The sequence below is a fragment of the Bradyrhizobium sp. 190 genome (assembly GCF_023073415.1).
Lineage (GTDB): Bacteria > Pseudomonadota > Alphaproteobacteria > Rhizobiales > Xanthobacteraceae > Bradyrhizobium.
Genome location: NZ_JADPJL010000063.1, coordinates 1 through 22,978 on the forward strand (window position 1 = coordinate 1; position 22,978 = coordinate 22,978).

Annotated in this window: 23 protein-coding genes and 3 pseudogenes; 12 read left to right on the forward strand and 14 right to left on the reverse strand. The window is 60.6% G+C overall.

Features of this window, described 5'->3' with window-relative positions:
- The 3 genes and pseudogenes from IVB22_RS31035 to IVB22_RS31045 all read left to right on the forward strand — a co-directional run.
- A pseudogene (locus IVB22_RS31035) lies at positions 1–327 on the forward strand (hypothetical protein); the annotation flags it as partial.
- Positions 306–494 carry a carbamoyltransferase C-terminal domain-containing protein gene (locus tag IVB22_RS31040; protein ID WP_247521095.1) on the forward strand — a complete coding sequence of 63 codons (189 nt, stop codon included), beginning with the start codon at positions 306–308 and terminating at the stop codon, positions 492–494. The pseudogene IVB22_RS31035 and the gene IVB22_RS31040, both read left to right, overlap by 22 nt.
- Positions 495–920: 426 nt before the next feature.
- A complete protein-coding gene (locus tag IVB22_RS31045; RefSeq protein WP_247520977.1) occupies positions 921–1,388 on the forward strand; it encodes a VanZ family protein in 468 nt (155 codons plus the stop codon).
- A gap of 131 nt (positions 1,389–1,519) precedes the next feature.
- Here the strand turns inward: IVB22_RS31045 and IVB22_RS31050 are convergent, their stop codons facing one another.
- The 6 genes and pseudogenes from IVB22_RS31050 to IVB22_RS31075 form a co-directional block, all read right to left on the reverse strand.
- Positions 1,520–1,792, reverse strand: coding sequence for a hypothetical protein (locus IVB22_RS31050; protein ID WP_247520978.1), 273 nt, complete (start codon positions 1,790–1,792; stop codon positions 1,520–1,522).
- Between the two features lie 153 nt (positions 1,793–1,945).
- Positions 1,946–2,548 (reverse strand): DsrE family protein, encoded by a 603-nt coding sequence (locus IVB22_RS31055; RefSeq protein WP_247520979.1) that lies wholly within the window; start codon positions 2,546–2,548, stop codon positions 1,946–1,948.
- Positions 2,549–2,581: 33 nt separating this feature from the next.
- Complete coding sequence (locus IVB22_RS31060) at positions 2,582–3,109, reverse strand: hypothetical protein (protein ID WP_247520980.1); 528 nt, start codon at positions 3,107–3,109, stop codon at positions 2,582–2,584.
- 104 nt (positions 3,110–3,213) lie between these two features.
- Positions 3,214–4,218 (reverse strand): TAXI family TRAP transporter solute-binding subunit, encoded by a 1,005-nt coding sequence (locus IVB22_RS31065; RefSeq protein ID WP_374207752.1) that lies wholly within the window; start codon positions 4,216–4,218, stop codon positions 3,214–3,216.
- A 38-nt stretch (positions 4,219–4,256) separates the two neighbouring features.
- A complete protein-coding gene (locus tag IVB22_RS31070) occupies positions 4,257–4,673 on the reverse strand; it encodes a hypothetical protein (protein ID WP_247520982.1) in 417 nt (138 codons plus the stop codon).
- A 321-nt stretch (positions 4,674–4,994) separates the two neighbouring features.
- Positions 4,995–5,481, reverse strand: a pseudogene (locus IVB22_RS31075) (SDR family NAD(P)-dependent oxidoreductase); the annotation flags it as partial.
- Positions 5,482–5,962: 481 nt separating this feature from the next.
- On the opposite strand from IVB22_RS31075, the gene IVB22_RS41265 reads away from it, so the two are divergent.
- The 3 genes from IVB22_RS41265 to IVB22_RS31080 all read left to right on the forward strand — a co-directional run bounded on the left by IVB22_RS41265 (position 5,963) and on the right by IVB22_RS31080 (position 7,645).
- Positions 5,963–6,124: a thiamine pyrophosphate-dependent enzyme gene (locus IVB22_RS41265; protein WP_253075349.1), complete on the forward strand. Its 162-nt coding sequence runs from the start codon at positions 5,963–5,965 to the stop codon at positions 6,122–6,124.
- Between the two features lie 73 nt (positions 6,125–6,197).
- Complete coding sequence (locus tag IVB22_RS41270) at positions 6,198–6,395, forward strand: thiamine pyrophosphate-dependent enzyme (protein ID WP_253075350.1); 198 nt, start codon at positions 6,198–6,200, stop codon at positions 6,393–6,395.
- 656 nt (positions 6,396–7,051) lie between these two features.
- On the forward strand, positions 7,052–7,645 hold the full coding sequence (locus tag IVB22_RS31080; RefSeq protein WP_247520983.1) for an NYN domain-containing protein: 594 nt from the start codon (positions 7,052–7,054) through the stop codon (positions 7,643–7,645).
- A 176-nt stretch (positions 7,646–7,821) separates the two neighbouring features.
- Here IVB22_RS31080 and IVB22_RS31085 read toward each other — a convergent pair whose 3' ends face one another.
- From IVB22_RS31085 to mddA, 3 genes are all read right to left on the reverse strand, one after another.
- The gene (locus tag IVB22_RS31085; protein WP_247520984.1) at positions 7,822–9,084 is read right to left on the reverse strand and encodes a CaiB/BaiF CoA-transferase family protein; all 1,263 of its coding nucleotides are present in this window, start codon (positions 9,082–9,084) and stop codon (positions 7,822–7,824) included.
- A gap of 301 nt (positions 9,085–9,385) precedes the next feature.
- Positions 9,386–9,808, reverse strand: a complete 423-nt coding sequence (locus tag IVB22_RS31090) for a GFA family protein (protein ID WP_247521096.1) — start codon at positions 9,806–9,808, stop codon at positions 9,386–9,388.
- Positions 9,809–9,836: 28 nt separating this feature from the next.
- Positions 9,837–10,613, reverse strand: a complete 777-nt coding sequence (gene mddA / locus IVB22_RS31095) for a methanethiol S-methyltransferase (protein WP_247520985.1) — start codon at positions 10,611–10,613, stop codon at positions 9,837–9,839.
- A 172-nt stretch (positions 10,614–10,785) separates the two neighbouring features.
- Here mddA and IVB22_RS31100 point away from each other — a divergent pair, with 172 nt between their 5' ends.
- Positions 10,786–12,294 (forward strand): winged helix-turn-helix domain-containing protein, encoded by a 1,509-nt coding sequence (locus IVB22_RS31100; RefSeq protein ID WP_249805509.1) that lies wholly within the window; start codon positions 10,786–10,788, stop codon positions 12,292–12,294.
- Positions 12,295–12,315: 21 nt separating this feature from the next.
- Here IVB22_RS31100 and IVB22_RS31105 read toward each other — a convergent pair whose 3' ends face one another.
- Positions 12,316–13,368: a hypothetical protein gene (locus tag IVB22_RS31105; protein WP_247520987.1), complete on the reverse strand. Its 1,053-nt coding sequence runs from the start codon at positions 13,366–13,368 to the stop codon at positions 12,316–12,318.
- A 236-nt stretch (positions 13,369–13,604) separates the two neighbouring features.
- Between IVB22_RS31105 and bamA the strand changes: the two genes are divergently transcribed.
- Positions 13,605–15,950 (forward strand): outer membrane protein assembly factor BamA, encoded by a 2,346-nt coding sequence (bamA, locus tag IVB22_RS31110; RefSeq protein WP_308200482.1) that lies wholly within the window; start codon positions 13,605–13,607, stop codon positions 15,948–15,950.
- Here the strand turns inward: bamA and IVB22_RS31115 are convergent.
- From IVB22_RS31115 to IVB22_RS31125, 3 genes are read right to left on the reverse strand one after another with little or no spacing between them, the layout of a single operon-like run.
- Positions 15,931–16,506, reverse strand: coding sequence for a DUF6456 domain-containing protein (locus IVB22_RS31115; protein WP_247520988.1), 576 nt, complete (start codon positions 16,504–16,506; stop codon positions 15,931–15,933). The genes bamA and IVB22_RS31115 overlap by 20 nt on opposite strands.
- Before the next feature lie 46 nt (positions 16,507–16,552).
- Positions 16,553–16,723: a hypothetical protein gene (locus IVB22_RS31120; RefSeq protein ID WP_247520989.1), complete on the reverse strand. Its 171-nt coding sequence runs from the start codon at positions 16,721–16,723 to the stop codon at positions 16,553–16,555.
- On the reverse strand, positions 16,720–17,256 hold the full coding sequence (locus IVB22_RS31125) for a GcrA family cell cycle regulator (RefSeq protein WP_247520990.1): 537 nt from the start codon (positions 17,254–17,256) through the stop codon (positions 16,720–16,722). Before IVB22_RS31125 ends, IVB22_RS31120 begins: the two co-directional genes overlap by 4 nt.
- 130 nt (positions 17,257–17,386) lie before the next feature.
- Between IVB22_RS31125 and IVB22_RS31130 the strand changes: the two genes are divergently transcribed.
- The 3 genes and pseudogenes from IVB22_RS31130 to IVB22_RS31140 all read left to right on the forward strand — a co-directional run bounded on the left by IVB22_RS31130 (position 17,387) and on the right by IVB22_RS31140 (position 19,820).
- Positions 17,387–18,025, forward strand: coding sequence for a S24 family peptidase (locus IVB22_RS31130; protein ID WP_247520991.1), 639 nt, complete (start codon positions 17,387–17,389; stop codon positions 18,023–18,025).
- Between the two features lie 169 nt (positions 18,026–18,194).
- Positions 18,195–18,469, forward strand: a pseudogene (locus IVB22_RS31135) (hypothetical protein).
- A 178-nt stretch (positions 18,470–18,647) separates the two neighbouring features.
- Positions 18,648–19,820, forward strand: a complete 1,173-nt coding sequence (locus IVB22_RS31140; RefSeq protein ID WP_374207749.1) for an OpgC domain-containing protein — start codon at positions 18,648–18,650, stop codon at positions 19,818–19,820.
- A 40-nt stretch (positions 19,821–19,860) separates the two neighbouring features.
- On the opposite strand, the gene IVB22_RS31145 is transcribed toward IVB22_RS31140, so the two are convergent.
- Positions 19,861–21,162 (reverse strand): glycoside hydrolase family 3 N-terminal domain-containing protein, encoded by a 1,302-nt coding sequence (locus IVB22_RS31145; RefSeq protein WP_247520993.1) that lies wholly within the window; start codon positions 21,160–21,162, stop codon positions 19,861–19,863.
- A 293-nt stretch (positions 21,163–21,455) separates the two neighbouring features.
- On the opposite strand from IVB22_RS31145, the gene IVB22_RS31150 reads away from it, so the two are divergent.
- Positions 21,456–22,946 (forward strand): DUF4173 domain-containing protein, encoded by a 1,491-nt coding sequence (locus tag IVB22_RS31150; protein WP_247520994.1) that lies wholly within the window; start codon positions 21,456–21,458, stop codon positions 22,944–22,946.
- Positions 22,947–22,978: the final 32 nt, after the last annotated feature.

Genomic DNA, 22,978 nt, shown 5'->3' on the forward strand with positions numbered 1-22,978 from the left:
CTGCTCGATGACGCCGAGATGCTGGCCAGCATCGACGAAGTGATTGCGCTGCTCAAGCGGCAGTCCCGCACCCTTGAGGGCGAGATCGGCTCGATGATCGATGATGACCCTCTGTGGGCATGTCTCTCCGATACCTTCCGCTCCATCAAGGGCGTCGCCGACCGTGCCGTTGCCTGGATCATGGCCGATCTGCCGGATCGGAACCTATTCCAACAAGGCTATTGCCAAGCTCGTCGGTGTCTTCCCGATCGCCGGCCCGCGTGCAGACGATCAGCAAGAAGGACAATCCGGAATTCCACGCTTTGGTGCAGGCCGTCGGCAAAGTGACTGGTCGGGAAATGGTGCTGAACACGAGCTTCAACGTGAAGGGTCAGCCGATCGTCAAACACCAGTCATCGTTCACGAACGCAATGGCGGTCTACGCCGCAAACCTCACCACAACGGACGATCGGCTGCGCAACCTCGACCATCTATGTGAGTCTTTGCCTGGCTGAAATTCGGCATGCCGACCAGCGCGCTCGATGCTGACGTCATCGCGGTTTTCAACGCCCTCCCTCATCGCAAGCATGACGAAGAAGTTCAGTCTGCGCCTTCGACGTGCTGACCGTAGGCGGCAAGGGTCTCCGCAAGCTTCCCCTCTCGATGCGCAAGATGAACCTCGAACAACTGCTGGCGCGGCGCCCTGAGGGCGTCTTCATCAATCCATGGCGGGTTGCGATGGCGCCTGCGACGACCATAACCGGTGGAACTCAAGAGGAGTGCCCCTTTTTAGCAACTATTCCACCCGGTGTACTTGCGTAGGCTGGCCCCGCGTTCCGGCTTTACGGAGCGACCCCGGTCCGGAGAGCAGGCCGCCATGGCAAGCTCTGCGCTTGGGCTAGTTACGCAGGCAGTAGAGCGAAGCCGAGAGGAAAAACCTCATGTCTCAAAAACTACTTAAGTTCGCTGCATGGGCCGGTCTGTGTGTCATTGCTTATTCGACCCTGTCGCCGCTTAGAGATAGGCCGATTTTGCTGACCTCGTCGAATCTAGAACATCTTGCAGCATTTGCCATTCTCGGCACGCTCTTCTGCTTAGCCTATCCCCGACGCACTCTTGCCGTCCTACTCATCGTACTTGGCAGCGCCGCATTGCTTGAGCTTCTGCAGTTTCTTACTCCGGATCGCCACGCACGAACCATAGACGCACTCCAAAAAATGGCTGGAGGCGCCGCAGGCGTTTTCGCTGGCCTTGCTGTCCTACGTTTCGATCGAGCACGTTTCTGGTTGTTGCGTGCCTCAGACACCCACCCACGCCCTGAAATCCGTTGCGAGGCTATACCGCGTCGTGCTTCCCGAACTGTCGAGAAGGCCGCCAACATTAGACATCGTAGCAATTTGCACGATTGATCGACGCGTCGCCAAGCTGTCATGTGCGGCTGTTATCGCGAGATTGTCGTGGCGTCCTGGAAACTCGTCACGGCGACTTCATTCCCCGCTCGCGGTCCACCACGATAGTCCGGCCCCATCAAGCCGCCTGGTCAGATTTGCGAGCTGACGGCCAATGACGCCCTCTGGCGGTGGAGACCATTGCGCTGAAATCGATAGTCTATTACGCCAAAGTTAGTGACGCAGCGCTCCAGCAGCGCTTTCGTCTCTTTGATTCCTGCGGCGTCGGCCCTGGCATAGAGGTCTTGCGCTTTGCTCGCATCGCCGCGAGTGCGGTAAGTTCCCCATTTCGCAAGGATCAATGGATCGTAGGTTTCTGCGAACGCGAAGTTCGCCTGGGCGCTCCCCATCTCGACTGCGCGCAAGCCGCGCCGCGCTTATGTTGTCCTGCTGGAGTAGCGCGCTCGCGCGCGCAGCTAATCCTGTCGCAGAGGCCCTGCTGAAGCGCTAGGCGCGGCGGAGCACCATCGATGAGCATTGTGGGCGCTGGAGGCTGATCTCGTGATCCAGCACCTCGCTCACGGTTTCACATAGGACCATCCCTTCTCCTGCAACTCCATCACACGCACTACGCCTGATTTCACCACCTCTGCCTGAGGGACGATCGCGATGTCCTTGTTCTCGGCCTTGTGCATTTTTTCCTGGGTGTTGCCGCAGGCCTTGAACGACACCTCCGGCGTACTCAGCGTCATCTCCTCAATGCGCGCCTTTACCGGCGACGTGTCGTTGCGCAGCATATGCAGGCCGGGCCCAAACGTGACCACCTCAATTTTCACCTTCTCGCCGAGATCCTTGTAGTACTGCGCAACATTCGTTGCGTTGTTGAGCGCGAGGTTCATCGCGGCGGGGTCGTTGGTGTTCACCTGCAGGATCAAATGATGCGCTATAGAAGCGGGTGCAGCCCGGGCCATGGCGGCGAGAGGGGGTCGTTCCCTTTTATGTATGGCGACTTTATGCGTGGCGGCCCGCTTTACCGCAGTGCGCGGCTGGTACGTATCGGGATTCGTCGTTGTCGGTACCCAGTAGCGTCCGCCTTGCTCCGCTGCCGCAAACGATGCGGCGAACAAGACCGTGACGGCTCCTACCGCGGCTGCCTTCGCAATGTGCTGAAACATGTTCATCGGGTTCTCCTCCATGAAGTCCATCAAACACCATCACCTGTTCGGCTTCGCGACTGGGTGTGACCATTTGCACGCAGAAACCATCTTCGCGCGCACCCCTCCCCACCCGCCGAGCGAAAACGTTCCATCCACCGCGGTTCCTGTGCGGGGTGCAAGGTGGACGCTGAGGCTTCCAGCGTCCGGAAGGGACTGCAGCAAGCGAATAACGTCGCCCCCGAACGCGACCCCTGCCCCGGATGCCGGCAGCGCTGCCGCGATCTGCATCTGCTGACCGTCGTTAACACGATAGGAGATCGCGTAATCGTCGCCGCGGCCCGAAATGCCCGATCCTGCGACTACCAATTCGGTCCGCCCCCCGCGGCAGCGAATTGAAAGCTTCATTGCGGATTCGGCCGCCGCACCATCGTTCGACAAGGTCGTGGCGGTGGCGACTGGCGAATAGTCGACTGGCGAGGTCGTTTGGCTGATGACCCAGTTGTCTCCCTTGGAGTCCGCCTGATGCGCAGCCGCGATCGCCCGCGACACCTTGTCCAGGCACTTCATCCGTTCGGCGCGCTCCATCGGGATGCAATCGCGAAGCTGCGCCGCCGGATCTTCTGCCCCCTGCGTCCAGGCAATCCCGCTTGTGAGCGCGATTCCAGCTACAATTGGGATGGCTACGCCTCTCATTGCGATGCATGCGCTGCGCGCGGTTGGCGTTCGAGCCACGCTTGCGCCGCAGGGGAGCGCGCGAGGCCGGGAACTGTCGCCGCGAGATTGATCAATTTCCATTTCGGGTCGAAGCCGGGCTCCTGTAGCTTGCCGATCCGCGAGAACAGATGATCGACGAAACGTGCGATGCGCTGAAAGCGGTTCGATTTGGCTGGAAAGTTGAAGGCGACGAGAGCGGTCGGAACGGCAATCGTCGTTACTCGTTCGCCCGGCTTGATCAGATTGGGATAGTCCGCGGCATCGAGCGTGGCTGGCAGATAGTAGTCCTCGAACTTGCTGTCATAGGGGATTGGCAAGAACTTGAACCCCGGCTCCCAACGACCACGCACGAAAGCATCGACCGGTTTCGAGGTAATGAAGACGACCCCCGCTACCTCGCCCTTACGCATCTGCTCGAGCGCAACCTGATGCGGGATGAACGTCTTTTCCACTTCGAGGCCGAGCCGACTGAATATCAGTGGGCCCGAATAGGCCGCTGCGGTACCCTGGGTATTGAAGTTCACTTTCTTGCCAGCCAGATCGTTCAGACTCTGAATCTCGGGACGAACGAAGATATGAAGTTCGGACGGGAATAGATTCAGGACGTAGGCAAGCCGCTGCTGAATATCCGGCACCTGGCTCTTATATTCCTCCAGCGCGTCGGAATTGATGATCGCGGCATCGATGCCGCGCAAATAGAGCAGCGAGTTCACGTTTTCCGTGGCACCGCGTGTCACGACCGGCAGAACGTGCAGATTGCGTCCATCGTCTACGACACGAGCAATCTCCGCCGCCAGGCGGATTGGTGCTCCCTCAAGAAGGCCTCCTGCAATACCGACTGTCCAGGCATTCATCGCCATTTGCGGCTTTTGCATCGGGGGCTCGCGAGGCGGCAGACGAGCGCCTTGCATCCGGGCATTTTGAGTCTGCGCATCCGCAGTGAACGGCTGAATAATCACGGGCAACGAGGCCAATGCCATGAGCAAAAGTCGCGGAGCTAAACCAAAAGACCAGTTCATCAGCCAATTCCTTTCCAAGCTTTGTAGGCGCTGCCGATCCCCCGGTGTCGGAAGCCCTGTACTACGGATGTGGCGCCTCCATGCGAGCTCTTCATCGCGTGCTGCTCATCCGCCGCCGCGTATCGCGCCTGATCCGGGAAAGCCTGCGGTTGGGACGGCCACGTCATCACGGCGACAGCGGCAGCGATCCACACGGGCGCCGCTTGTCCCTCCGCTTGCAGGTGCATCAATGTATTCCGGGCAAAAAGCGTCCTGTCCGAATCGACGCGCAACGCGCCCGAGATCTCATAGGCGAGAGCTGCATCATCCTCGCCTGGGAATGACCGGTTTTTCATTAGGCGACCCATCTGCCCATCAACCGCCGCACGGCGAGATGGCCTTTTCCAATGCGTCATCACGAATGCGTCATCACGCATCTTATGCACTTCGCCTGCCCGCTGCTGGGAAACTCTTAAGGGGTACATCCAAGAAAGCTGCTCACAGCATCAGGCGACGCAATGGCCAACCAGATCGCGAGCTCGATTTCAGCAACCACCGTAGGTCGGCTGCGAATGCGCACAGCAGAACGTGGACGCCTGCATGAAGAAATCCGGAACGTTTTCGATTGAACCTGTCGTTTTCCAACTCCCGTACTCTTTGCTGCGCGGGAGGCTGCACGCGTTTCCGATAACTGGCTTCCATTCAAAGGGGCACGAAACGCAGTGCGCCGCGGGGGCGCAAGCCTGCCGTCGCGGCGGTCAAGCGGTGTTGCCGGCGTCCACAGTCAGAACCGTGCCGGTGATGTTCCGGCCGCCTTCTCCGAGGAGATACTCGACCATGGAAGCGACGTCGTCGGCCTCGGGCAAGCGGCGCAATGCGCTGCGGCCGGCGATACGCCGGCGGCCGTCGTCGTCCAAGGACTTGGTCAGTTCGGTGTCGAACGAAGCCGGGCGCAATCGCGTTCACGGTGATGTCGAGCTTGCCGACTTCGCGGGCCAGCGAACGGGTGAAGCCGCCGGCTGCGGCCTTGGACGCGGCGTAGACGGACAGGCCGTTGTAGCCGGTCGAGGCGATGATGGAGGAGATGTTGACGATGCGCCCGGCGCCGTCGGCCATCATATGGCGCACCACGTATTTGGTCAGAACGATCGGCGACAGTACGTTCAGACGGATCAACGCCTCGATCTCGGAATTGCGCATATTGGCCAGCAGCCCTTCGGTGCCGATCCCGGCATTGTTGATCAATTTCCGAACGATCACCGGCTCTCGATCGGGCACCTTGGCTTCTTCGCGTCGCCAGCCCATGTCAGGCTCTTTGAGTGAGCGGATCTGATCGTTGCGATCGGAACGCGGCTCGGCGACTTGTCTTCTCTGGGATTCCGGTTTCCGCGACAATCGCCGACGTCTCCGCCTCTTGTTCACATCTACCCCGATCCGAATGCGTTTCGGGACCCATTTCCATACGATGTTTGCGATCGTCGCGTCGGCGCATCCCTTCTCACGATCCCGGCTCGACCTGCCGGTCGTCGTACGCGAGCGCGGCGGGTGGATCGAAGCAATGGCGAAAGCTCAGGAAGCGGTGCACGCGTATCCCCAGCGCTGATGTCCTTGGCCATGCGGTTGCGGCCGTCGCCAAACTTTCAGAGCAGATGGTATCGTAACGACCGACTCGGGCAACTTCGCCGCCTGGATACACCGGATTTTCCGCCTCAAGACGTCAGCTCGACTGCTCGGCTCCACCTCCGGCGCGATGGGCAGTGGAGTTCCCTCCGCATTGAGCGCGAGCCTTCGTTATCCGGATCGTCAGGTACTCGCGTTTTGCGGCGACGGAGGCTTCCTGATGACCGGAAACGAGTTGGCAATGGCCGTTGCTCGCCGGCTCAAATGAAGATCGTGATTTCCAACAACCGGTCGTACGGCACCATCCGTTCACCTCAGGAGCGAGCATTTTCGAAACACCCTTGGGGTACGGACTTGTCCAACCCCGATTTTGCCGCCTCGCCCGTGCACTCGGCGCGCAGGGTTATACGATCACGACCGCAGCGCAGGCGGCCAAGATCGTCGCGGAAGCAATCTCGACGAACGGCGCCGTTGTGATCGAAGTTCGATCTGATGTACGCCAAACAATCGATCGATCCCTCGTTGCGGCGTCTGGCTGATGCCTCAGAGCGGCGCGCCTAGTCTGACGGCTTTGCTGCGCTCGGTCGCCGAGCTTCATCCGGCGTTCGTTGTATAAACAGCAGGATCAAAGGGTAGCTCGCATTGTAGCTTCATCTCAAGTTTGGACACGGCCTGAGGTGCCTCTTTGGGGGTAACCCCGCGTTGAGGACCCGTTGGGCGCGCTGCCTAAGCTGCTTGCGGCAAAGTGGCCCCTTCAGTTTTTTTGGGATAATCTGATTTTGCGGGTCACGGAAAAACAGCAGCCGCTACTAACGACACCGGGATCCTTTGAAGCCGTGCATACTCATTCAATCCGTGGAGGTCATCGACGTCGCTTGCGCTTATCGAAACCGGCCATTGCAATAATGGATCTCACCCTTCGCCGATCGAGCCATCCTGGATCCTTGAGGGCAGTCCGGAAGTCCGCTCGCGCTTGCTGTCGATCAGCGCATGCGGCACTACCAGCTCAAGCGGATGGTTTTCGTCCCCGGCGGGCGTCACTCCGCCCGACAACAAAGCCCTGCCCCACTCTATGATTTAATGGGCAAGACTTCTTACGATGCCGCTCCGGCCCGCTTTTCGTGGCGGCGCAAGACACACAACGTGAACTGATGTTTCTGTTGCCTTGCTGTCCAATTTGGGAGCCATTGCCCAAATGTCATCTGGCTGTACCAAGATCGCACTCCTCATCGATGGCGCCAATCTTCATGCGGCCAGCAAGACGCTTGGTTTCGATGTGGATTACAAGCGACTGCTCATGGAATTCCAAAGCCGCGGGACGCTAGTTCGCGCGTTCTACTACACCGCGATCATCGAGGATCAGGAATATTCGTCGATCCGTCCCTTGATCGATTGGCTCGACTATAACGGCTATACCGTGGTCACCAAGGCGACCAGGGAGTTCACCGACGCCAGCGGCCATCGCAAGGTGAAGGGCAGCATGGACGTCAAACTCGCTGTTGATGCCATGGAGCTTGCCGAGCATATCGATCAGATGATTCTGTTCTCAGGTGACGGCGACTTCCGCCCGCTGGTGGAGGCGGTCCAACGTCGCGGAGTTCGCGTCACCGTCGTCTCAACCATTGCCAGCCATCCTCCGATGATCGCAGATGAACTTCGGCGTCAGGCCGACGCTTTCATCGACCTCGTGGATTTGAAGCCCAAGCTTGGCCGCGACCCGTCCGAGCGACCAGCCTCGCGCGAGCCGCGCCATCATGCGTTACACTTGCAACGCGATCACAGCGGCTGACAACGACCTTCAATGATCAAGTAACGCTCAATGTCCTTGCTCATTTCATTTTGCCGAAACGCAGACGACTCCTGAAATGAAAAGACCGTCCAGCCGAGGAACACATCGGGTGTTGCGCAACGGAGACAGCATCGAGGACGTGCCCGCTGCGGATATTCAAACTCGATCGCCGCCGCTCAGGCCGTATTGCCCGGCTTCCCGAAAGCCCCCGCCTCGGCCAGGGCCGCGATACGCCGCTCATCATAACCGAGGGTCTTTCGGAGCACGTCCCTCGTATGCTCGCCAAGCAGCGGCGCCGCCACGGGATCGACGGTTGGCGTCAGGCTCATCTGCAGCGGCGTTTCAATATTGGGGACGGTGCCCGCGGTCGGATGCGTAATCCGGCTGAGACGATGGCGGTCGCGCACTTCCGGCGCGTTGAAACCTTCCTCTACGGTGCGCAGATAGCCGACCGGTATGTTGGCCTTCTTCATCTTCGCCATCCAGTGCTCGAGGCTGTCGCTGGCGAAGATACCGGCGATGATGGCACGCAACTTTTCCTTGTTGGCGGTTCGGCTTTTCCTGTGGGCGAACTCGGGATCGGTGACGAGGTCCGGTCGATCGAGCACGTCCACCACGAGCCGGCGGTACAGGCGGTCGTTGGCGCAGGCCATGTAAAGCGGCCCGTCGGATGCCTGGTACACACCGACGGTGGGCGAGCCGTTCGGCGAATTTCCAAAGCGGCCCGGGTTCGCGCCGCTGATTAGATAGGCCATGCCGTAGAAACCGGTCATCGACACGGCGGTGTCGATCAGCGCCACCTCGACCTGCTGGCCGCGGCCGAGCCGGTCGCGGGCGATCAGCGCCAGCAGGATTGCGTTACATGCCGACATGCCCGTCGCCATGTCGACGATCGGCGGACCGGTCCGCACCGGCTCCCCATCCGGAAACCCGTTCAGCGACATGAAGCCGCTTTCGGCCTGCGTGATCGGATCGAAACCCGGACGCAAGGCGAACTCGCCCTTGCGCCCATAGGCCGAGATCGAGCAATAAATCAGCTTCGGATTGGTCGGCGCGACGGAGGCATAGTCGAGACCGAACTTCTTCATTATGCCGCCGGAGAAATTTTCCACGACGACATCCGCTTTCGCGATCAGTTCGCGCGCGACTTCGAGCGCCGCAGGATTGTTGAAATCGAGCGCGATGCCGCGCTTGTTGCGATTGAGGCTGAGGAAGGCCGCGCTCTCGCCGCCGATTTCCGCGTGTTCATAATGGCGGGTATCGTCGCCCCCGTCTGGGTTTTCGATCTTGATCACTTCGGCGCCGAAATCGGCCAGTGTTTGCGTGCAGGCCGGGCCGGCAACGACCCGGGTGAAGTCGACGACCAGCAGCCCCTCCAGCGCAGTCGGTTCGCCCGTGACGCGCGGCGTTCGCTCCGGCAATTGCGGTCTGGCAGTCATCTCCGGCATTTCCTCTTTTATTTTGCCTGGCGAAATGAAGATTTTCACCGCGACTTCAAGGCTTTCTTACCGGAACCAGACGGGTAACGCCAAACCCCGATTTTGCAGGGCGGGACCTGCCGCTGACATAGCTCTCATGACGGCGCGCGGGACCGCGGCATTGCCCTCGCCTCCAAGGCTGGTACCCCAAAAAGACGTCGCCCGCCCCGGTCAGGTCTCCGGAGTCGAGCGACGCCTTATCGATGCGCAGATGCTGCGAACAGCGTTCGCAGCGCCGTTACTGCTGTGGAAACCCGTCTTCCTACTCGGCGATCACCTCACCGGAGCCGCCAAGCTCGGCGGGAAAGTCCTTCAGTTTGGGCAGCCCATCCCGCATTGGCAGCACCGTCTCGGCGTAATTGACATGCACGCCGGGCGCGAAGGGGAGTGTCGGGATGGTTGCGGCGAAGACATCGACCAGCCCGAGCGTCGGATGATTGGTCATCAGGTGACCGCCGCACTCCGCGCAGTATTTGCGCTGGCTCATCGGGGTCTTCTCGAACGTCGCGACGTGTTGCGCCCCCGCCGTGATCCGTACCGCTTCCGGCTTCCACAGGCTGAACGCGTTCACCGGTCCGCCGGACCACGAACGGCAGGAACTGCAATGGCAATAACCCATTCCTTCCGGCGCACCCGTGACCTGGACCTCGACCGCGCCGCAAAAACAGCTTCCGGTATGCTTCATCATTTCTGTCTCCTTAGTAGAGAAGTGATCAGGCCGGCCTGCGCCAGGGGAATAGCATGGAAACGCGTTCCCGATAACGGCGATATTCGTCGCCGAACATGCCGACGAGGTCGCGCTCTTCGAGCATGATGCCGACGAAGATGTAGGCCGTGGTCACCACCGCGAACAGCAAATGCCCGGCGCTCATCGTCGGGGTCGCCCAGAACGCGATGATGAAACCGAGATAGATCGGGTGCCTGACAAAGCGGTAGAAGAACGGCGCCCGGAAGACGGGCGCCGGCATCTCGCGACCTACGAGATTGTTGGCGACCTGATGTAACCCGAACAGTTCGAAATGATTGATCAGGAAGGTGCTCGTGAACACGATCACCCAACCAATGAACGACAGTGTGGCGATCACCACGGCCATTTCGGGTTCCTGGACGTTCCAGATGACGGCCGGCATCGGACGCCATTGCCAGAACAGCAACAGAAGCGCCAGGCTTGCGCACAGCACATAGGTGCTGCGCTCGACAGACTTCGGAATAAACTGCGTCCACCAGTGTTTGAACGATTTACGCGCCATGACGCTATGTTGGATGGCAAATAACGACATCAGGGCGAGATTGACGACAATTGCCTCGAATATCCCCGAATTCGCGCCGGTATCGATCGCCTTCGGCACGGCGAGCCCCGATACGAACCCGATGGCGTACAGAATCGTGAACACAAATGTGAGATAGGCCACACCTCCGAACAGAAATGCAGTGAATCTTAGCACCCGATTGCCCGGTGTCGCCGGGTGGATGGCTTGGGTTTCCGTCATGAAAATTGACTCCGCTACGGGAAATGGGATTGCAGCTCCCTGTTTTGGCAGGATGCACGGAGAACGGCACCAAGACTTTGCCTTCCGCTTTAGACGGACTTGATTGTTTCTTGAGAAAGCGCACGTGAAATTCAACTTCGATCATCACACCCTGGATACCGACCGTCGAGAGATGCGCCGTGGCGGCGAATTGGTGGCGATGCAGCCACAAGTATTCGACTTGCTGGTTCACTTGCTGAAACACCGCGATCGCGTGGTCAGCCGCGACGATCTCATTGCGCTGGTATGGGGAGGACGGATCGTCTCTGATTCGACGCTGGACAGCCGGATCAATGCCGCTCGAAGCGCGATCGGCGACAACGGCAAGGAACAGCGGCTCATCCGTACCATTCCCCGCAAGGGGATTCGCTTCGTCGGCGCCGTGAATGGGCCATGCGATGCACAGGCCGCTTCGCGTGCAGAAGCAGAACAGCCGCGTTCGGGGCTAGCGCTGCCCGACCGGCCGGCAATAGCCGTACTGCCGTTCGACAATATGAGCGGCGACCGGGAGCAGGAGTATTTTTCCGACGGGATCAGCGAGGACATCATTACTGCGCTGTCGAAATTGCGCTGGTTCTTCGTGATCGCGCGCAACTCGTCGTTCACCTACAAGGGCAAGGCGGTCCAGATGAGACAGATCGCCGCTGAGCTCGGGGTGCGCTACGTGCTCGAAGGCAGCGTGCGAAGGAACGGCGATCGCGTACGCATCACTGCGCAGCTTAACGACACCGCAACGGGTAGTCATATCTGGGCGGAGCGTTACGACCGCGACCTCATCGACGTCTTCGCCGTGCAGGACGAGATCACCGACGCCATCGTCACCGCGATCGAGCCGCAGATTTACGCAGCGGAGAACTTTCGCAGCCGGCGCAAGCCGCCCAACAGCGTGGACGCGTGGGACCTGGTGATGCGGGCGCTGTCACATCACTGGCGGGTGACACGGCCCGATAGCCTCGCGGCGCAGGCGCTGCTGGAACGCGCGATTGCGATCGATCCGAACTACGGCCAGGCGTTGGCCCTATTCGCAACCAACCATATGTTCGGCGTTCATCTGGGCTGGACTGACCTTGCAACCGCAGCGCCCGCCGCCGAGAAAGCGGCGTTGGCGGCGATTGCCGCCGATAGCGAGGATGCCTGGGCGCATACGGCCCTCGGCAGCGTATATTTCTCCACGCGCCGGCTCGAGCACTCGCTGGCCGAGTTCGAACAGGCACTCCAGCTCAACCCGAATTTTTCGCTGGCACAGGGGTACTACGCGCTGGCGCTCTCCTACACCGGACGGTGGACGGATGCCTATGCGGCGACGCAACGCGCGATCCGCCAGAGCCCGCGCGATCCCTCTTCCGCTATCTATTACGGCGTAGCGGCCTACGCCCAGTTCGTCGGAAGGAACTATCAGGAGGCGATCGCACTGGCGCAGGAGGCGACCCGCCAGCGCGGCGACCTCACCGGCGCCTACCGGGTGCTGACGGTCGCGGCCGGCATGACCGGCCAGATCGAACTCGCCCGGACCGCGCTTCACGAGTTGCGTCGGACCCAGCCCAATATTTCGCTCGCCTGGATCGCGACGCAGTTACCCTGGAAGCACGACGCCGATCGCGAGCACTATCTCGAGGGCTTTCGCCGCGCCGGGCTGGAATGAGCTGCGGCGACAGGTCCTGGGTTACTGCTGCTTTTCCCAGAACGACAGGAACCCTTGCGAGGCCGAGCCTCCAATCACGCAGGGAATGCCGACTGCGACCTGCCCCAGCGCAGCCGCAGAGACACAACCGAGCGCGACCGCGCCGACGCCGACCTGCCCCCAGAAGCTGAGGTCACGGCGGCTATCGGAACCCTTGATCTTGAGTTCGTCCACGGCGGCGAGCGCATCCTTGCGCAAGGCTGCGATCTGCACCGTGTCCGCCGCCTCGACCACTTCGGCGAGCGGCGCCTTGACCGCCGCCGGCTGTCTGGCAAGTTCGCTGCGGAGATATTCGCGCAAACCGGCATCGCGAATCGCGTAGCTTGCCAGCGTGTAGCGCGCCATGCTTCCGACCGTGAGCTTGTCCACCGTGTCGCGGCTCTTGCTCCACGGCAGCATCTGGATGATGCGCTGGATAGGCGCATGCGAGCCGGTCGCAAAATAGTAGCCCCACAGCGTATCCAGCAAATCCTGGTTGCTCGCAAACGTGAGCGTCGTGTTCAGCTTCCGCTCGTCCTTGGCGAACGGATTCTTGGTGAATGCTCCGCGCAGCTTGTCCATCATGCCGGGCTTTACTTCTTCCAGCGGGATGTCGGTCAAGGTCGGCAGCTTGCCTGCGAGATAGCTGTCGATCATGACCCGCCGGCCCGGCATTCGTGGCGCGACCCGGCGCAGAACGTTTCTCCAGTCGGGCAGCCCCGAGTACGCTATGGCGCGAACGATCACCCATTCGTCTTCCGGCCGGACAGGAAAGAAACCGGCAATGAGCTGCTCGGCCTTGGCAGGGTTTGAGCCGATCGCACCGGCGATGAAGCCGAGATAAATACCGGCATTCTCCGGTTCCTTGAACGTCTGCGAATGAAACAGCACACGCACGGCCGCCGGTACATGGGCATAGTCCGGCTTGGCCCGATAATTGTAGATCCATTGCTGGACCACGCCGAGCGAGGCGCGCGGATCGACCTCCGGCGTCTTCTCTGCATGCGCTGGCTGAATCAGCATGAGCGCGGCGGCAACGAAAGCTGCATAACGCATGTGATGCTCCTGCGAGCTTGGACGCATGCGCGGTTTGGTACGCGGGCGCCTTGAGCTCTCTTGGGCTCTCTCGATGGCGAAGCATGAAGCGCGCATTGCGACAATTCTGAGAATGTCCGCATTGAGAGAAGACGTCCAAATTGTGGCATATCGCCCGCAACTCACCTTATCCCAGACATTTTTTTGCCCCGCACGGGCAATCCCATCTTAGCCCGATCATAGGAGTCCGGCGGGACGTGGAGATCAGACGCATCACGCAGCGCAACCGATTATCACGATCGGGGCTGGCGGCTTGCCGGCTTGCCGGCGCCCTCGGTTTGATTTTAGCGACACCTGTCGTCGCCGAAATCGCATCGCCGCCGCAACGATCGATCATCGTCGAGGGGAACCGTCGCGTCGATGCTGAGACCGTGCGCTCCTACTTTCACGCAGCGCCCGGCGGGCATTTCGACGACGCCACGCGTGACGCGGCGTTGAAAGCGCTGATTGCAACAGGTTTGTTCGAAAAGGTTTCCATCGAACGCGCCGGAGATCGGCTTGTGGTGCATGTGTCCGAGGCGTCCGTGCTCGACCGCGTCGCATTCGAAGGCAACAGGAAGGTCAAGGACACCGACCTTGCCGCCGCCGTTGAATCGAAGCCGCGCGGCTCGCTGCAACGCGCCACCGTGCAGGCCGACGTCGGCCGCATCATCGAGGCATACCGGCGCGCCGGTCGCACCGAAGTGAGGGTCGATCCGCAAATCATCGACCGCGGCAATGGTCGGGTCGATCTCATCTACGCCATAACGGAGGGAGCAAAGACTCCGGTGCGGCAGATCGACTTCACTGGCAACAAGGCCTTCGGCAAACGGCAACTCAGCGCCGTAATCAAGACCTCCGCTACCCACATGTTGAGTTTTCTGACCGGCGGTAACGTCTACGATCCTGACCGCGTCGCGCAAGACCAGGAACAGCTGCGGCTTTACTACCGCAGCAAGGGCTATGCCGATGTCAGCGTCCCATCGGCAACGGCCGAGTATGATCCGGCCATGAAAGGCTTCACGCTGAACTTCGCAATCGACGAGGGCCCGCTCTATCGTTTCCGGGAAGTCAGCCTCGCCTGCAACGTTCCGGGCATGGATTGCGACAAGCTTCGTGCCCTCCCCACGGTCCACCCAGGCGCGGTGTTCGACGGCAACGCGCTGGACAAGACCACCGAGCTTCTGGCCATCGAAATGGCGAAGCTTGGCTATCCCTTTGCCCAGGCGACACCTCGCCTTACGCGCGATACCGCCGCGCAACGTATCGACGTCGCTTACGTGATCGAACAGGGGCCTCGCGCCTATGTCGAGCGGATCGAGATTCACGGCAACACGCGCACCCGCGATTACGTGATCCGGCGCGAATTCGACATCGCGGAAGGCGACGCCTACAACAAGACGCTGATCGACCGGGCCGAGCGGCGCTTGAAGAATTTGAACTACTTCAAGTCGGTGAAGATATCGAATAGACCCGGCTTGGCACCGGATCATGTCATCCTCGATGTCGAGGCGGTTGACCAGGCGACCGGCGACTTCAACGTGGCCGGCGGTTACTCGACCGTCGACGGCGCGCTCGTTGAGGTCAAAGTGGGCGAGCGCAATTTCTACGGCACGGGCAAGAACGTTCAGGCCACCTTTACCTACGGCCAGTATGCGCGCGGTATAAATCTGGCTGCATCCGAACCTTATTTCCTCGGCACCAAAGTCGCAGCCGGAATCGAACTCTTCGGCCGTCAAAACGACGCCAGCAGCTACCAATCCTATGGCAGCGCCACCTACGGTGCGAGACTGCAGCTCGGCACGCCGATTACCGAGGAAATTGGCGTGCAGTGGCGCTACTCGATCTACAATCAGAACATCACGCTTTCGCCGAACGCTTCGGGCCTGACGCCTTCGCTTGCCGTCCGGCAGGCGGCCGCCGCCGGTCCGACCTGGGTCTCCGCTCCCGGCAGTACGACGACCTACAGCACACTGGACAACACAAAGAGCCCGACCAGCGGAATCAGGTCGCAGCTCAGCCAGGACCTGGCGGGACTTGGCGGCGACGTGAAATTCCTGAAGACGACGGAAGACGTACGCTACTACAGATCGATCAACAGCGACCTCGTTGGCATGGTTCGCGCCCAGGGCGGTTACGTCACCGGTTGGGGCGGCCAGCAAGTGCCGCTGATGAACAATTTCTTCGGCGGCCCGACCATGGTGCGCGGCTTTGCCCCGAACGGTTTCGGCCCACGCGACCTGACGCCGGGCACCACGATGGATAATGTCGGCGGCAGCGCCTATTGGGCGACGACCGCCGAACTGCAGAGCGCTATCCCCGGCATACCCAACGAATACGGCCTCAGGGCCACAGCCTTCGTCGATGCCGGCAGTGTATTCCGCTACAGCGGATCAACAGCATCGCTTCAGGTCGCCAACAAGAATGTCGTACGTTCGTCGATCGGCGCAGGCCTGACCTGGGCCTCGCCGTTCGGCGCATTGACCGTCGACTATGCCGTACCGCTGAGCAAGGCTGCCTACGACGTAGTGCAGCCGCTGCGGTTCAGCGCGGGAGGGTTTTGACGGGAACGGGCTGCTCCGTCGCGAATCCATATAACAGCGCCAGCCGGTCGAGGCATTCGCGGAAGCGCCTTGAAAAATAGTCGCTCCAGCGTTTGGTACACAGTCCCCTCCGCTGGCCGACCTGCTCCATGGTCAGACCCTGGACCAGCACGTCATGCACCAGCGCCGAGCCGTCCGCGCCGAGTTCGCGTTCGGCCCGGTTCAACCGCAGCACGGCCTTGCGCTGGCCCTCGGTGATCGGCTCGCGGCTCTGCCCGCCATCGACATATTCCCGGGTCGGATCGACCGCGCGCGGCCCGCGCTCGGCCTTCTCCCAGTCGCTCTGGAACGCACGCCCCGCCTGATACTGCGCCTCGTCGACCTGGTGGCGGGAATGCAGGCGAGCGAGCGGATCGTTGCGGATCGAACGCAAGGCAACGATCTTCTCGCCCGGCTCCAACGCCAGGGGATTATCAACCTCGACGGTAGCGACTTCGGCATTGCGTAACAGATCGCGGGATCTCCGGTCATGTGCCGCGGCAGGGTTGTACGGCTTCCGGCGTTTGGCTCTCGGCATCTGGTGGGCTCCTCGAAAACAGTGGAATTCGGTTTCGACCGGAAATCTATTCGATTGATGCGTCCGCTATCTCCTCGCGCAGCAGTTCTGACAATTCGTCCCGACGGCCGCAGCCCAACGGCTGAAGCCCGATCAGCGCACGCAGATGAGCGATCCGATGGCGGCGCGGCAGCCGTTTCAGCCTGACGGCCACGCATGTGACAACAGTGTTCTTCATGCCTCCTCCACCACCCGCAGCGAAACGGTGCTCACCGTGCGTTCGGCGGGCACGATCGGATCGCGGCTCAGATGAAAATGCGGCGTGCAATAACTCGAGCCCGGGCGGCGCGGATGACCGCAGAAGGTGATGGCCTCGCCCTCTTCATCACCGCCGTAGGGATAGCGGCAATCGCCGCGCTCCAACTCGATCAGGGAGAGATGCCGCGGCTCAATCGCTATGCAGCGCAGCTTAAGCGGCTTGATCTCCTTGAACACCGGCGCCGTCGGCCAGGGAAGCGCAGGCGTCTTCAAATTGCCGGGACGGGGCTCCGCGATCTCGTGCAGCTCTGCAGGATTCGTGGGCATCGACGGTTGCTGGCGATCGTCCGGTCCCAGTCCCAGGCGCCGGGCGCGTCCGAGCGCAGCACTGCGGGAGTAGGACGTATTGAATCGTGAATTGATCGCGTGCGCGGCCTCCGAAAAGGACATGCCTTTGGCAATAAATTCCCGCAGCGCGTCCGAGTGCTCGGGCGCCCAGTTCGACAGTTCCATTTGTTGTCCTTGCTCTTGTCAACGCCGCCCGACGCCGGACCATCAATTTCTGATATTCCGAAATTAAAGTCAAGCTTGATTTCGGATAATCGGAACTGCTATTGTTTCTGAAATTCGGAAAGGTCTGACCATGCTGGACATCAGGTTGATCGAACGAGGGCTGGAGAAGCCGGGCAAGACCAAGGGTGGACTAGCCACCGCGATGGGCGTCCGCCCTGGCGCGGTTTCCGAGATCCTGTCCGGGATACGCCTGATCAAGGCGTCCGAAATCGCGCCGATCATCGAGTATCTCGAGCTGAACTCGGTGCTGATCATGGGCCGCGTCGGCGCTGGCGCCTCGATCGAGCCGGAACACGAGCAGGTACCGCCGGAAGGCCTCGGCGAGGTCGAACTGCCCTTCCCGATCGCCGAAGAGACCATCGCCTTCGAGGTGGCCGGCGATTCCATGCTGCCGAAATACGAGAATGGCGATATAATTGTGGTCTACCGCGAGCAGCAGCATCCGTTGTCGAGCTTCTATGGTGAGGAAGCCGCCGTGCGCCTGAAAACCGGCGAGCGTTATCTGAAGACGATCGAGCGGGGAAAATCACCGACCTCGGTCAACCTCACGAGCTTCAATGCCAAGCCGATCAGCGGCGTAAAGCTGGAATGGATCGGCGAGATCTGCGTCACCCTGCCCAGGGGCCAGATCGAGCGATTGCGTAACAAGGCGGCAGCCCGGGCACGCAAGGCGACAAGGACGACGGGCGGCCGCACGCCGGACAAATAGCAATCCCGCTGCGATTACCGAATCGACTGATTCTGTCGATTCCCGCGATTGCCCTGCCGCCCTCAAAGCGCAATTTCTGTTTTTCCGAATTTATACTTGACTTATTTCCGTTTTTCAGAAATACTGCCATCGTCGATACCGGCGCACGGGATGAGGTCAGATCGCCAGCATGCAGTATTTCGTCGTGATGATCGACTACGGCCGCCGCGGTCGCGAGGCCATCGTCGACCCGGAAATCACTAGGCGCGAGGTCATCCCCGGATCGCGTCGGGTGAATACAGGAATATCAGCTTCATCCATGAAATCGCGGATTGCTCGGTCGAGGATATCACAGCCGAGATTCTCAGCGAGGCGGCCCTGCCCGACATCGGCGCGACGGGCGCCGACCTGCAGGCCAACCATTTCGATCACATCCGTGATCTTCGCAAGCACGAGCGAGCGTGATCCTATTCCGTCGCTCTATTCCCTCAAAACATTGTGATTGTTGGGCGGGCTTTAATCGCCGACAACTTGCTTAATTATTCTTCACGCAAAGTCTATTCCGGCTGAGCGGACAGTCGCGCTAGATTCGCGATTCTATTCCTCCGACCTGCAAAGTTCTTAACCCACAATGTATCCGTCAATGAAGGCTGAGCTCGCTGCGCGCGACGGCGATCTCCGACTCTGTCTCCTGCTTGGTCTCGCGGCCTGGTTTCTCTTTCTGGATCATGTCCCGCACAATGCGGTCAGCCTGCTGACCATGCGCAATTTCGGGTTCAGCGGCGCCACCGACCTGTTCGTGTTTATCGGCGGCTATACTGCCGCGATCCTCTACGGCAGAATGATGCTGGAGCGCGGGTTCGTGGTTACGGCGACCCGGATCTTCAAGCGGCTGTGGCAGCTTTACGCCGCCTATATCGTCTTGTTCGTGATCTATATCGATCTGATCGGAAATGTCGCGCGCCAATCCGCCGCGCCCGCACTTATTGGCGAATTCAACGTCACGGGAATCGTCGACCATACGATCCGGACGCTGATTCATGGCCTGCTGCTTCGGGCCAAGCCGCTGAACCTCGATGTGCTGCAGTTGTTCATCGTATTGATGGCGGTCTTTCCGTTCATTCTGTTCGGCATGGTCCGCCGGCCGAACGTCACCATGGCCGGGTCAATTGGTCTCTACTTCGCAGCGCGACAATTCGACTGGAATTTTTCTGCGTTTCCGGACGGACGGTGGTATCTCAACCCGTTCTGCTGGCAACTCCTGTTTGTGCTCGGCGCCTGGCTTGCATTGAGCGGCGCCAATCAAATCCACGCCGTACACAAGCTTCAGGAACTCGCGGTGCTGCGTGGTGCGGCGTGGCTGTACCTGCTCTTTGCTCTGGCGGTAACGGTGGCAGGGAAGTTTCCCCAAGCTAGCATCGTCCCGGATCTCCTGCGCGATGCCTTTCCCAACGACCAGGAAAACCTCGCCCCTCACAGGGTACTTCACTTTCTCGCGCTGGCCTTTCTGTTTGCCTACATGGTGCCGCGAGACTGGTCCGGTTTCCGATGGCAGACGTTGCAACCGGTCATCAAATGCGGCCAGGAATGGCTGGCGGTCTTTTGCGCCGGGGTGTTTCTTTCGTTTGCCGGACACCTTGTCCTGATCACCGGCCCGGATTCGCTCGCCATGCACGTCCTGGTCAGCTTTGCCGGGATTTTGATCATGACGGCCGTGGCCTACTACGTGTCGTGGTCCAAACGGCAGGATCACAAGCCGGCATTCCGGACCCCCACAATGACGGGGCTTCCGGAGGAAGGCCGGTTCGCGAAGTAGTTCGCGCCGGTTTCCGCCCCCCGGGCACCCACGCCGCCTTTCAATCCACCGGGAATGCCCCTTTCAGCCGCATCTTGCTGTCTTCAAGCATGGCGGCGTCGAGCCTTCCTTCGGCCGACGCCGCCACGGCGCAGCTAAAGATGCGATAGAACTGCGCCCCGTCGAAGGCGACCAGCAGCAGATCGACACCGGCATTGAGCGCCTCGACCACCGCCGTACAGACATTGCGTTGATAGATCGCCCCCATCACGAGGTCGTCGGTCATGACGACGCCTTGATAATTCCATTTCTTGCGAACGATGCCGTCGACGACCCGCTTGGAATGCGACGCCGGGCGATCCGGATCAACTGAAGTCAGCGTCACATGCCCAATCATCAGTTGCGCTTTCGAGCCGGCCAGTATCTTCCTGAAGGGAATCCAGTCCGCCCTTTCAAGTTCGTCGATCGGCGTATCCAGCTCGGCGCTGAAATGATGGGTATCGGTTCGTACACGCCCGAGCCCTGGAAAATGCTTGACCGTCGCGCCGACGCCTGACGCTTCCAGCCCGGTTACGTAGGCCCGCGCGATATCGGCGACGATAGCCGGATCATCGGAAATCGCGCGCTGGCTGATCAGTGTGTTGAAGTCGAATCGGTTGCGCTTCAGTTCGGGGCGCAAATCCAGCACCGGCGCAAGATTCAGGTTGACGCCAAGCGCCGCCAACTCCTGCCCGTGAACACGCCCGAACGCCTCCGCCTTCGCGGCGCGAACATCCAGCGCCAGGCCCGCAAGCGTCGATAGCGCCGGCAACTTGGTCAGGGGCGGCGCCAGATGCGATACGATGCCGCCTTCCTGATCGGCGGCGACGATCAGGGGCGGCAGGCCGGCGGCACGCCGCTTTTCCTGCAGGGCCGAGATCTCTTCTTTCAGGCGCGCCGCCGACGATCGCACGACATTGTGCCTGGTGATGTAGACGCCGGAGATCAGGCCCTTCTCGGCGAGAGCCGCCACCTCGGCGAAGGACGAATATCCAACAACGAAATGTCGCCCAAGGCTTCGCGCCTGCGCAGCATCGGTTTGCAAGACGCTCCGCTTGCGCCATTCAAACGAAGCATGCGCGCCCAGCGTCGAGAGCGATGGCAGGCACCATAGCAGAATGAGCAACCGTCCGGCGATGCCTCGCCTCCAATAGCCGCGGCGAATGAGGACCACGACGGCGATGATGCTCGCTACGGCCAGAACGATGTTTCCCGTCCCCCGCAGAGAAACCAGATAGGGGTCGTTCTTGTTGACTGCTGCGAAAATGAAGACTGGTCCGGCGAGCCAGACGAGGATGATGCCGATACGCTTGAGGATTTGCATGAAAATGGATGGCGGCTTGCACGAGGAGACCGAACGAGACAATTGCCCGTATCAAACTTGTCTCGCCGACGCGAGCGCATAACCGCGCCTGCACGGAACTGCATAAAAATCCTGAACTCTTGCAGATGGCGCTCCAAGCAAATGCACACCGGCGCCAGATAGTTCGTCCTGCAAACTGGGGCGATCATCGAATGCCTGTTCCCACGAGACTAGCTAACGACGGGTGGTGGCTGTGCGAGCGGCCCGCAACGGCGCTGGTTTGCAATTTTCCTCTCCAGACAGGTAGTGCAATAATGGCTGATTTCACCGCGCCGGCATCCAATGCCAGCTCCGTTCAGGAAGGCACCTTTCCCGTCAAAGCAACAATTGTTCTTGCGCTGGCTGCGCTGGCCGATTGGCTGTTCTACGGACACGGCATTGGAATATCGGCCGCCATCTTTGCAGTCGCAGTGGCCTGCGGCTCGCTGCTCGCCAACCTCGCTACTTTGCACCGAAAGCAGGCGCTGCTGGCCGGGGTCCTCCTGCTGGTCGCCCTTGTCCCCGCCATCGAGGAATTCAACGTCGCGTCGCTGACCTTCGTGGTGCTGGCGCTCGGCGTTGGCCTGCTGCTGACGACCAATCGCGACCGGCATGGTCTCGGCGAGCGAGCCGCTGCGTTATGCGATCTTTATCTGGTCGGCCCGTTCAGATTTTTCCGCGACGCCATCGCTGCGTTCAATCTACCGACATTGAGGACCGGGTTTGTCGTGTGGTTCATTCCCGTAATTCTTAGCGGCATCTTCGTGTTTCTGCTGGTATCGGCCAATCCATTGCTCGAGAAGTGGATCAGCCTGCTGAACCCGGTTAACACGGCTTCTTACGTGAGTCTCGGACGCGTCCTGTTCTGGACTGTGGCGCTGTCGATCGTATGGCCCTTTATCCACGTCCGGTGGAGCGGCAAGCGGGAGATACCGGCAGGCTTGGCCGAAGCGGCAGCTCTGGCGCAGGGAATACCGTCGGGCCAGAACGACTTCTTCGGTGTGGCGACGATCCTGCGTTCGCTGATCCTGTTCAATTTGCTGTTCGCCGTTCAAACCGCTCTTGACGTGGCCTATCTCTGGGGCAACGCGACCTTACCCGCCGATATCAGCTACGCTTCATATGCGCATCGCGGCGCCTATCCCCTCATCGTCACGGCGCTATTGGCGGCAGGCTTCGTTCTGGCCGCCATGCGGCCCGGCGGGCCGGCCGAACAATCAAGGGTGATCCGGCCGCTGGTCTATTTGTGGGTGGCGCAAAATGTCCTGCTGGTGATGTCATCGATCCTGCGCCTCGATCTCTATGTTCAGATCTACCTGCTGACGTGGTGGCGCGTCGCGGCTTTCATCTGGATGGTGCTGGTTGCGTTCGGGCTCGTGCTCATCGTCGCCCGCATCGTTCTGAACCACTCGAATGGCTGGCTGATCCGCGCCAACCTCATCACCCTGACGGCAACGCTCTACATCTGCTCGCTGGTCAATTTCGCCGCCATCATCGCCGACTACAATGTCAGCCACAGCCGCGAAGCCGCCGGCAAGGGAGTCTGGATCGACATGAACTACCTGTTTTCCCTCGGACCACAGGCATTGCCGGCCATCGACCGGGCCATTGCGCTTCGCGGGTTCGATCCCACCCTTGTTTCCCGCCGTGGTTGCCTTGTAAAACAGCAAGTGAAAGCGGCAGCTTCCTGGCGTTCCTGGGGCTTTCGAAGCTGGCGCCTCCAGCGCGCCCTGGGCGCCGAACCGAAGAGCACGACCACAGGCTAGTTTGACCGACGCCAAATTGCGCCAGGAGAGAC

Bases quoted from the DNA above. Each gene is read 5' to 3' on its own strand.
- IVB22_RS31120 (WP_247520989.1), bottom strand. From the start codon at position 16,723: ATGAAGAACACTGTTGTCACATGCGTGGCCGTCAGGCTGAAACGGCTG.
- IVB22_RS31150 (WP_247520994.1), top strand. From the start codon at position 21,456: ATGGCTGATTTCACCGCGCCGGCATCCAATGCCAGCTCCGTTCAGGAA.
- IVB22_RS31115 (WP_247520988.1), bottom strand. From the start codon at position 16,506: ATGCCGAGAGCCAAACGCCGGAAGCCGTACAACCCTGCCGCGGCACAT.
- IVB22_RS31055 (WP_247520979.1), bottom strand. From the start codon at position 2,548: ATGAACATGTTTCAGCACATTGCGAAGGCAGCCGCGGTAGGAGCCGTC.
- IVB22_RS31140 (WP_374207749.1), top strand. From the start codon at position 18,648: ATGAAGGCTGAGCTCGCTGCGCGCGACGGCGATCTCCGACTCTGTCTC.
- IVB22_RS31045 (WP_247520977.1), top strand. From the start codon at position 921: ATGTCTCAAAAACTACTTAAGTTCGCTGCATGGGCCGGTCTGTGTGTC.
- IVB22_RS31090 (WP_247521096.1), bottom strand. From the start codon at position 9,808: ATGAAGCATACCGGAAGCTGTTTTTGCGGCGCGGTCGAGGTCCAGGTC.
- IVB22_RS31105 (WP_247520987.1), bottom strand. From the start codon at position 13,368: ATGCGTTATGCAGCTTTCGTTGCCGCCGCGCTCATGCTGATTCAGCCA.
- IVB22_RS31145 (WP_247520993.1), bottom strand. From the start codon at position 21,162: ATGCAAATCCTCAAGCGTATCGGCATCATCCTCGTCTGGCTCGCCGGA.
- IVB22_RS31070 (WP_247520982.1), bottom strand. From the start codon at position 4,673: ATGCGTGATGACGCATTCGTGATGACGCATTGGAAAAGGCCATCTCGC.
- IVB22_RS31130 (WP_247520991.1), top strand. From the start codon at position 17,387: ATGCTGGACATCAGGTTGATCGAACGAGGGCTGGAGAAGCCGGGCAAG.
- IVB22_RS31080 (WP_247520983.1), top strand. From the start codon at position 7,052: ATGTCATCTGGCTGTACCAAGATCGCACTCCTCATCGATGGCGCCAAT.
- IVB22_RS31125 (WP_247520990.1), bottom strand. From the start codon at position 17,256: ATGGAACTGTCGAACTGGGCGCCCGAGCACTCGGACGCGCTGCGGGAA.
- mddA (WP_247520985.1), bottom strand. From the start codon at position 10,613: ATGACGGAAACCCAAGCCATCCACCCGGCGACACCGGGCAATCGGGTG.
- IVB22_RS31060 (WP_247520980.1), bottom strand. From the start codon at position 3,109: ATGGAGCGCGCCGAACGGATGAAGTGCCTGGACAAGGTGTCGCGGGCG.
- IVB22_RS31065 (WP_374207752.1), bottom strand. From the start codon at position 4,218: ATGGCATTGGCCTCGTTGCCCGTGATTATTCAGCCGTTCACTGCGGAT.
- IVB22_RS31100 (WP_249805509.1), top strand. From the start codon at position 10,786: ATGCGCCGTGGCGGCGAATTGGTGGCGATGCAGCCACAAGTATTCGAC.
- IVB22_RS31085 (WP_247520984.1), bottom strand. From the start codon at position 9,084: ATGACTGCCAGACCGCAATTGCCGGAGCGAACGCCGCGCGTCACGGGC.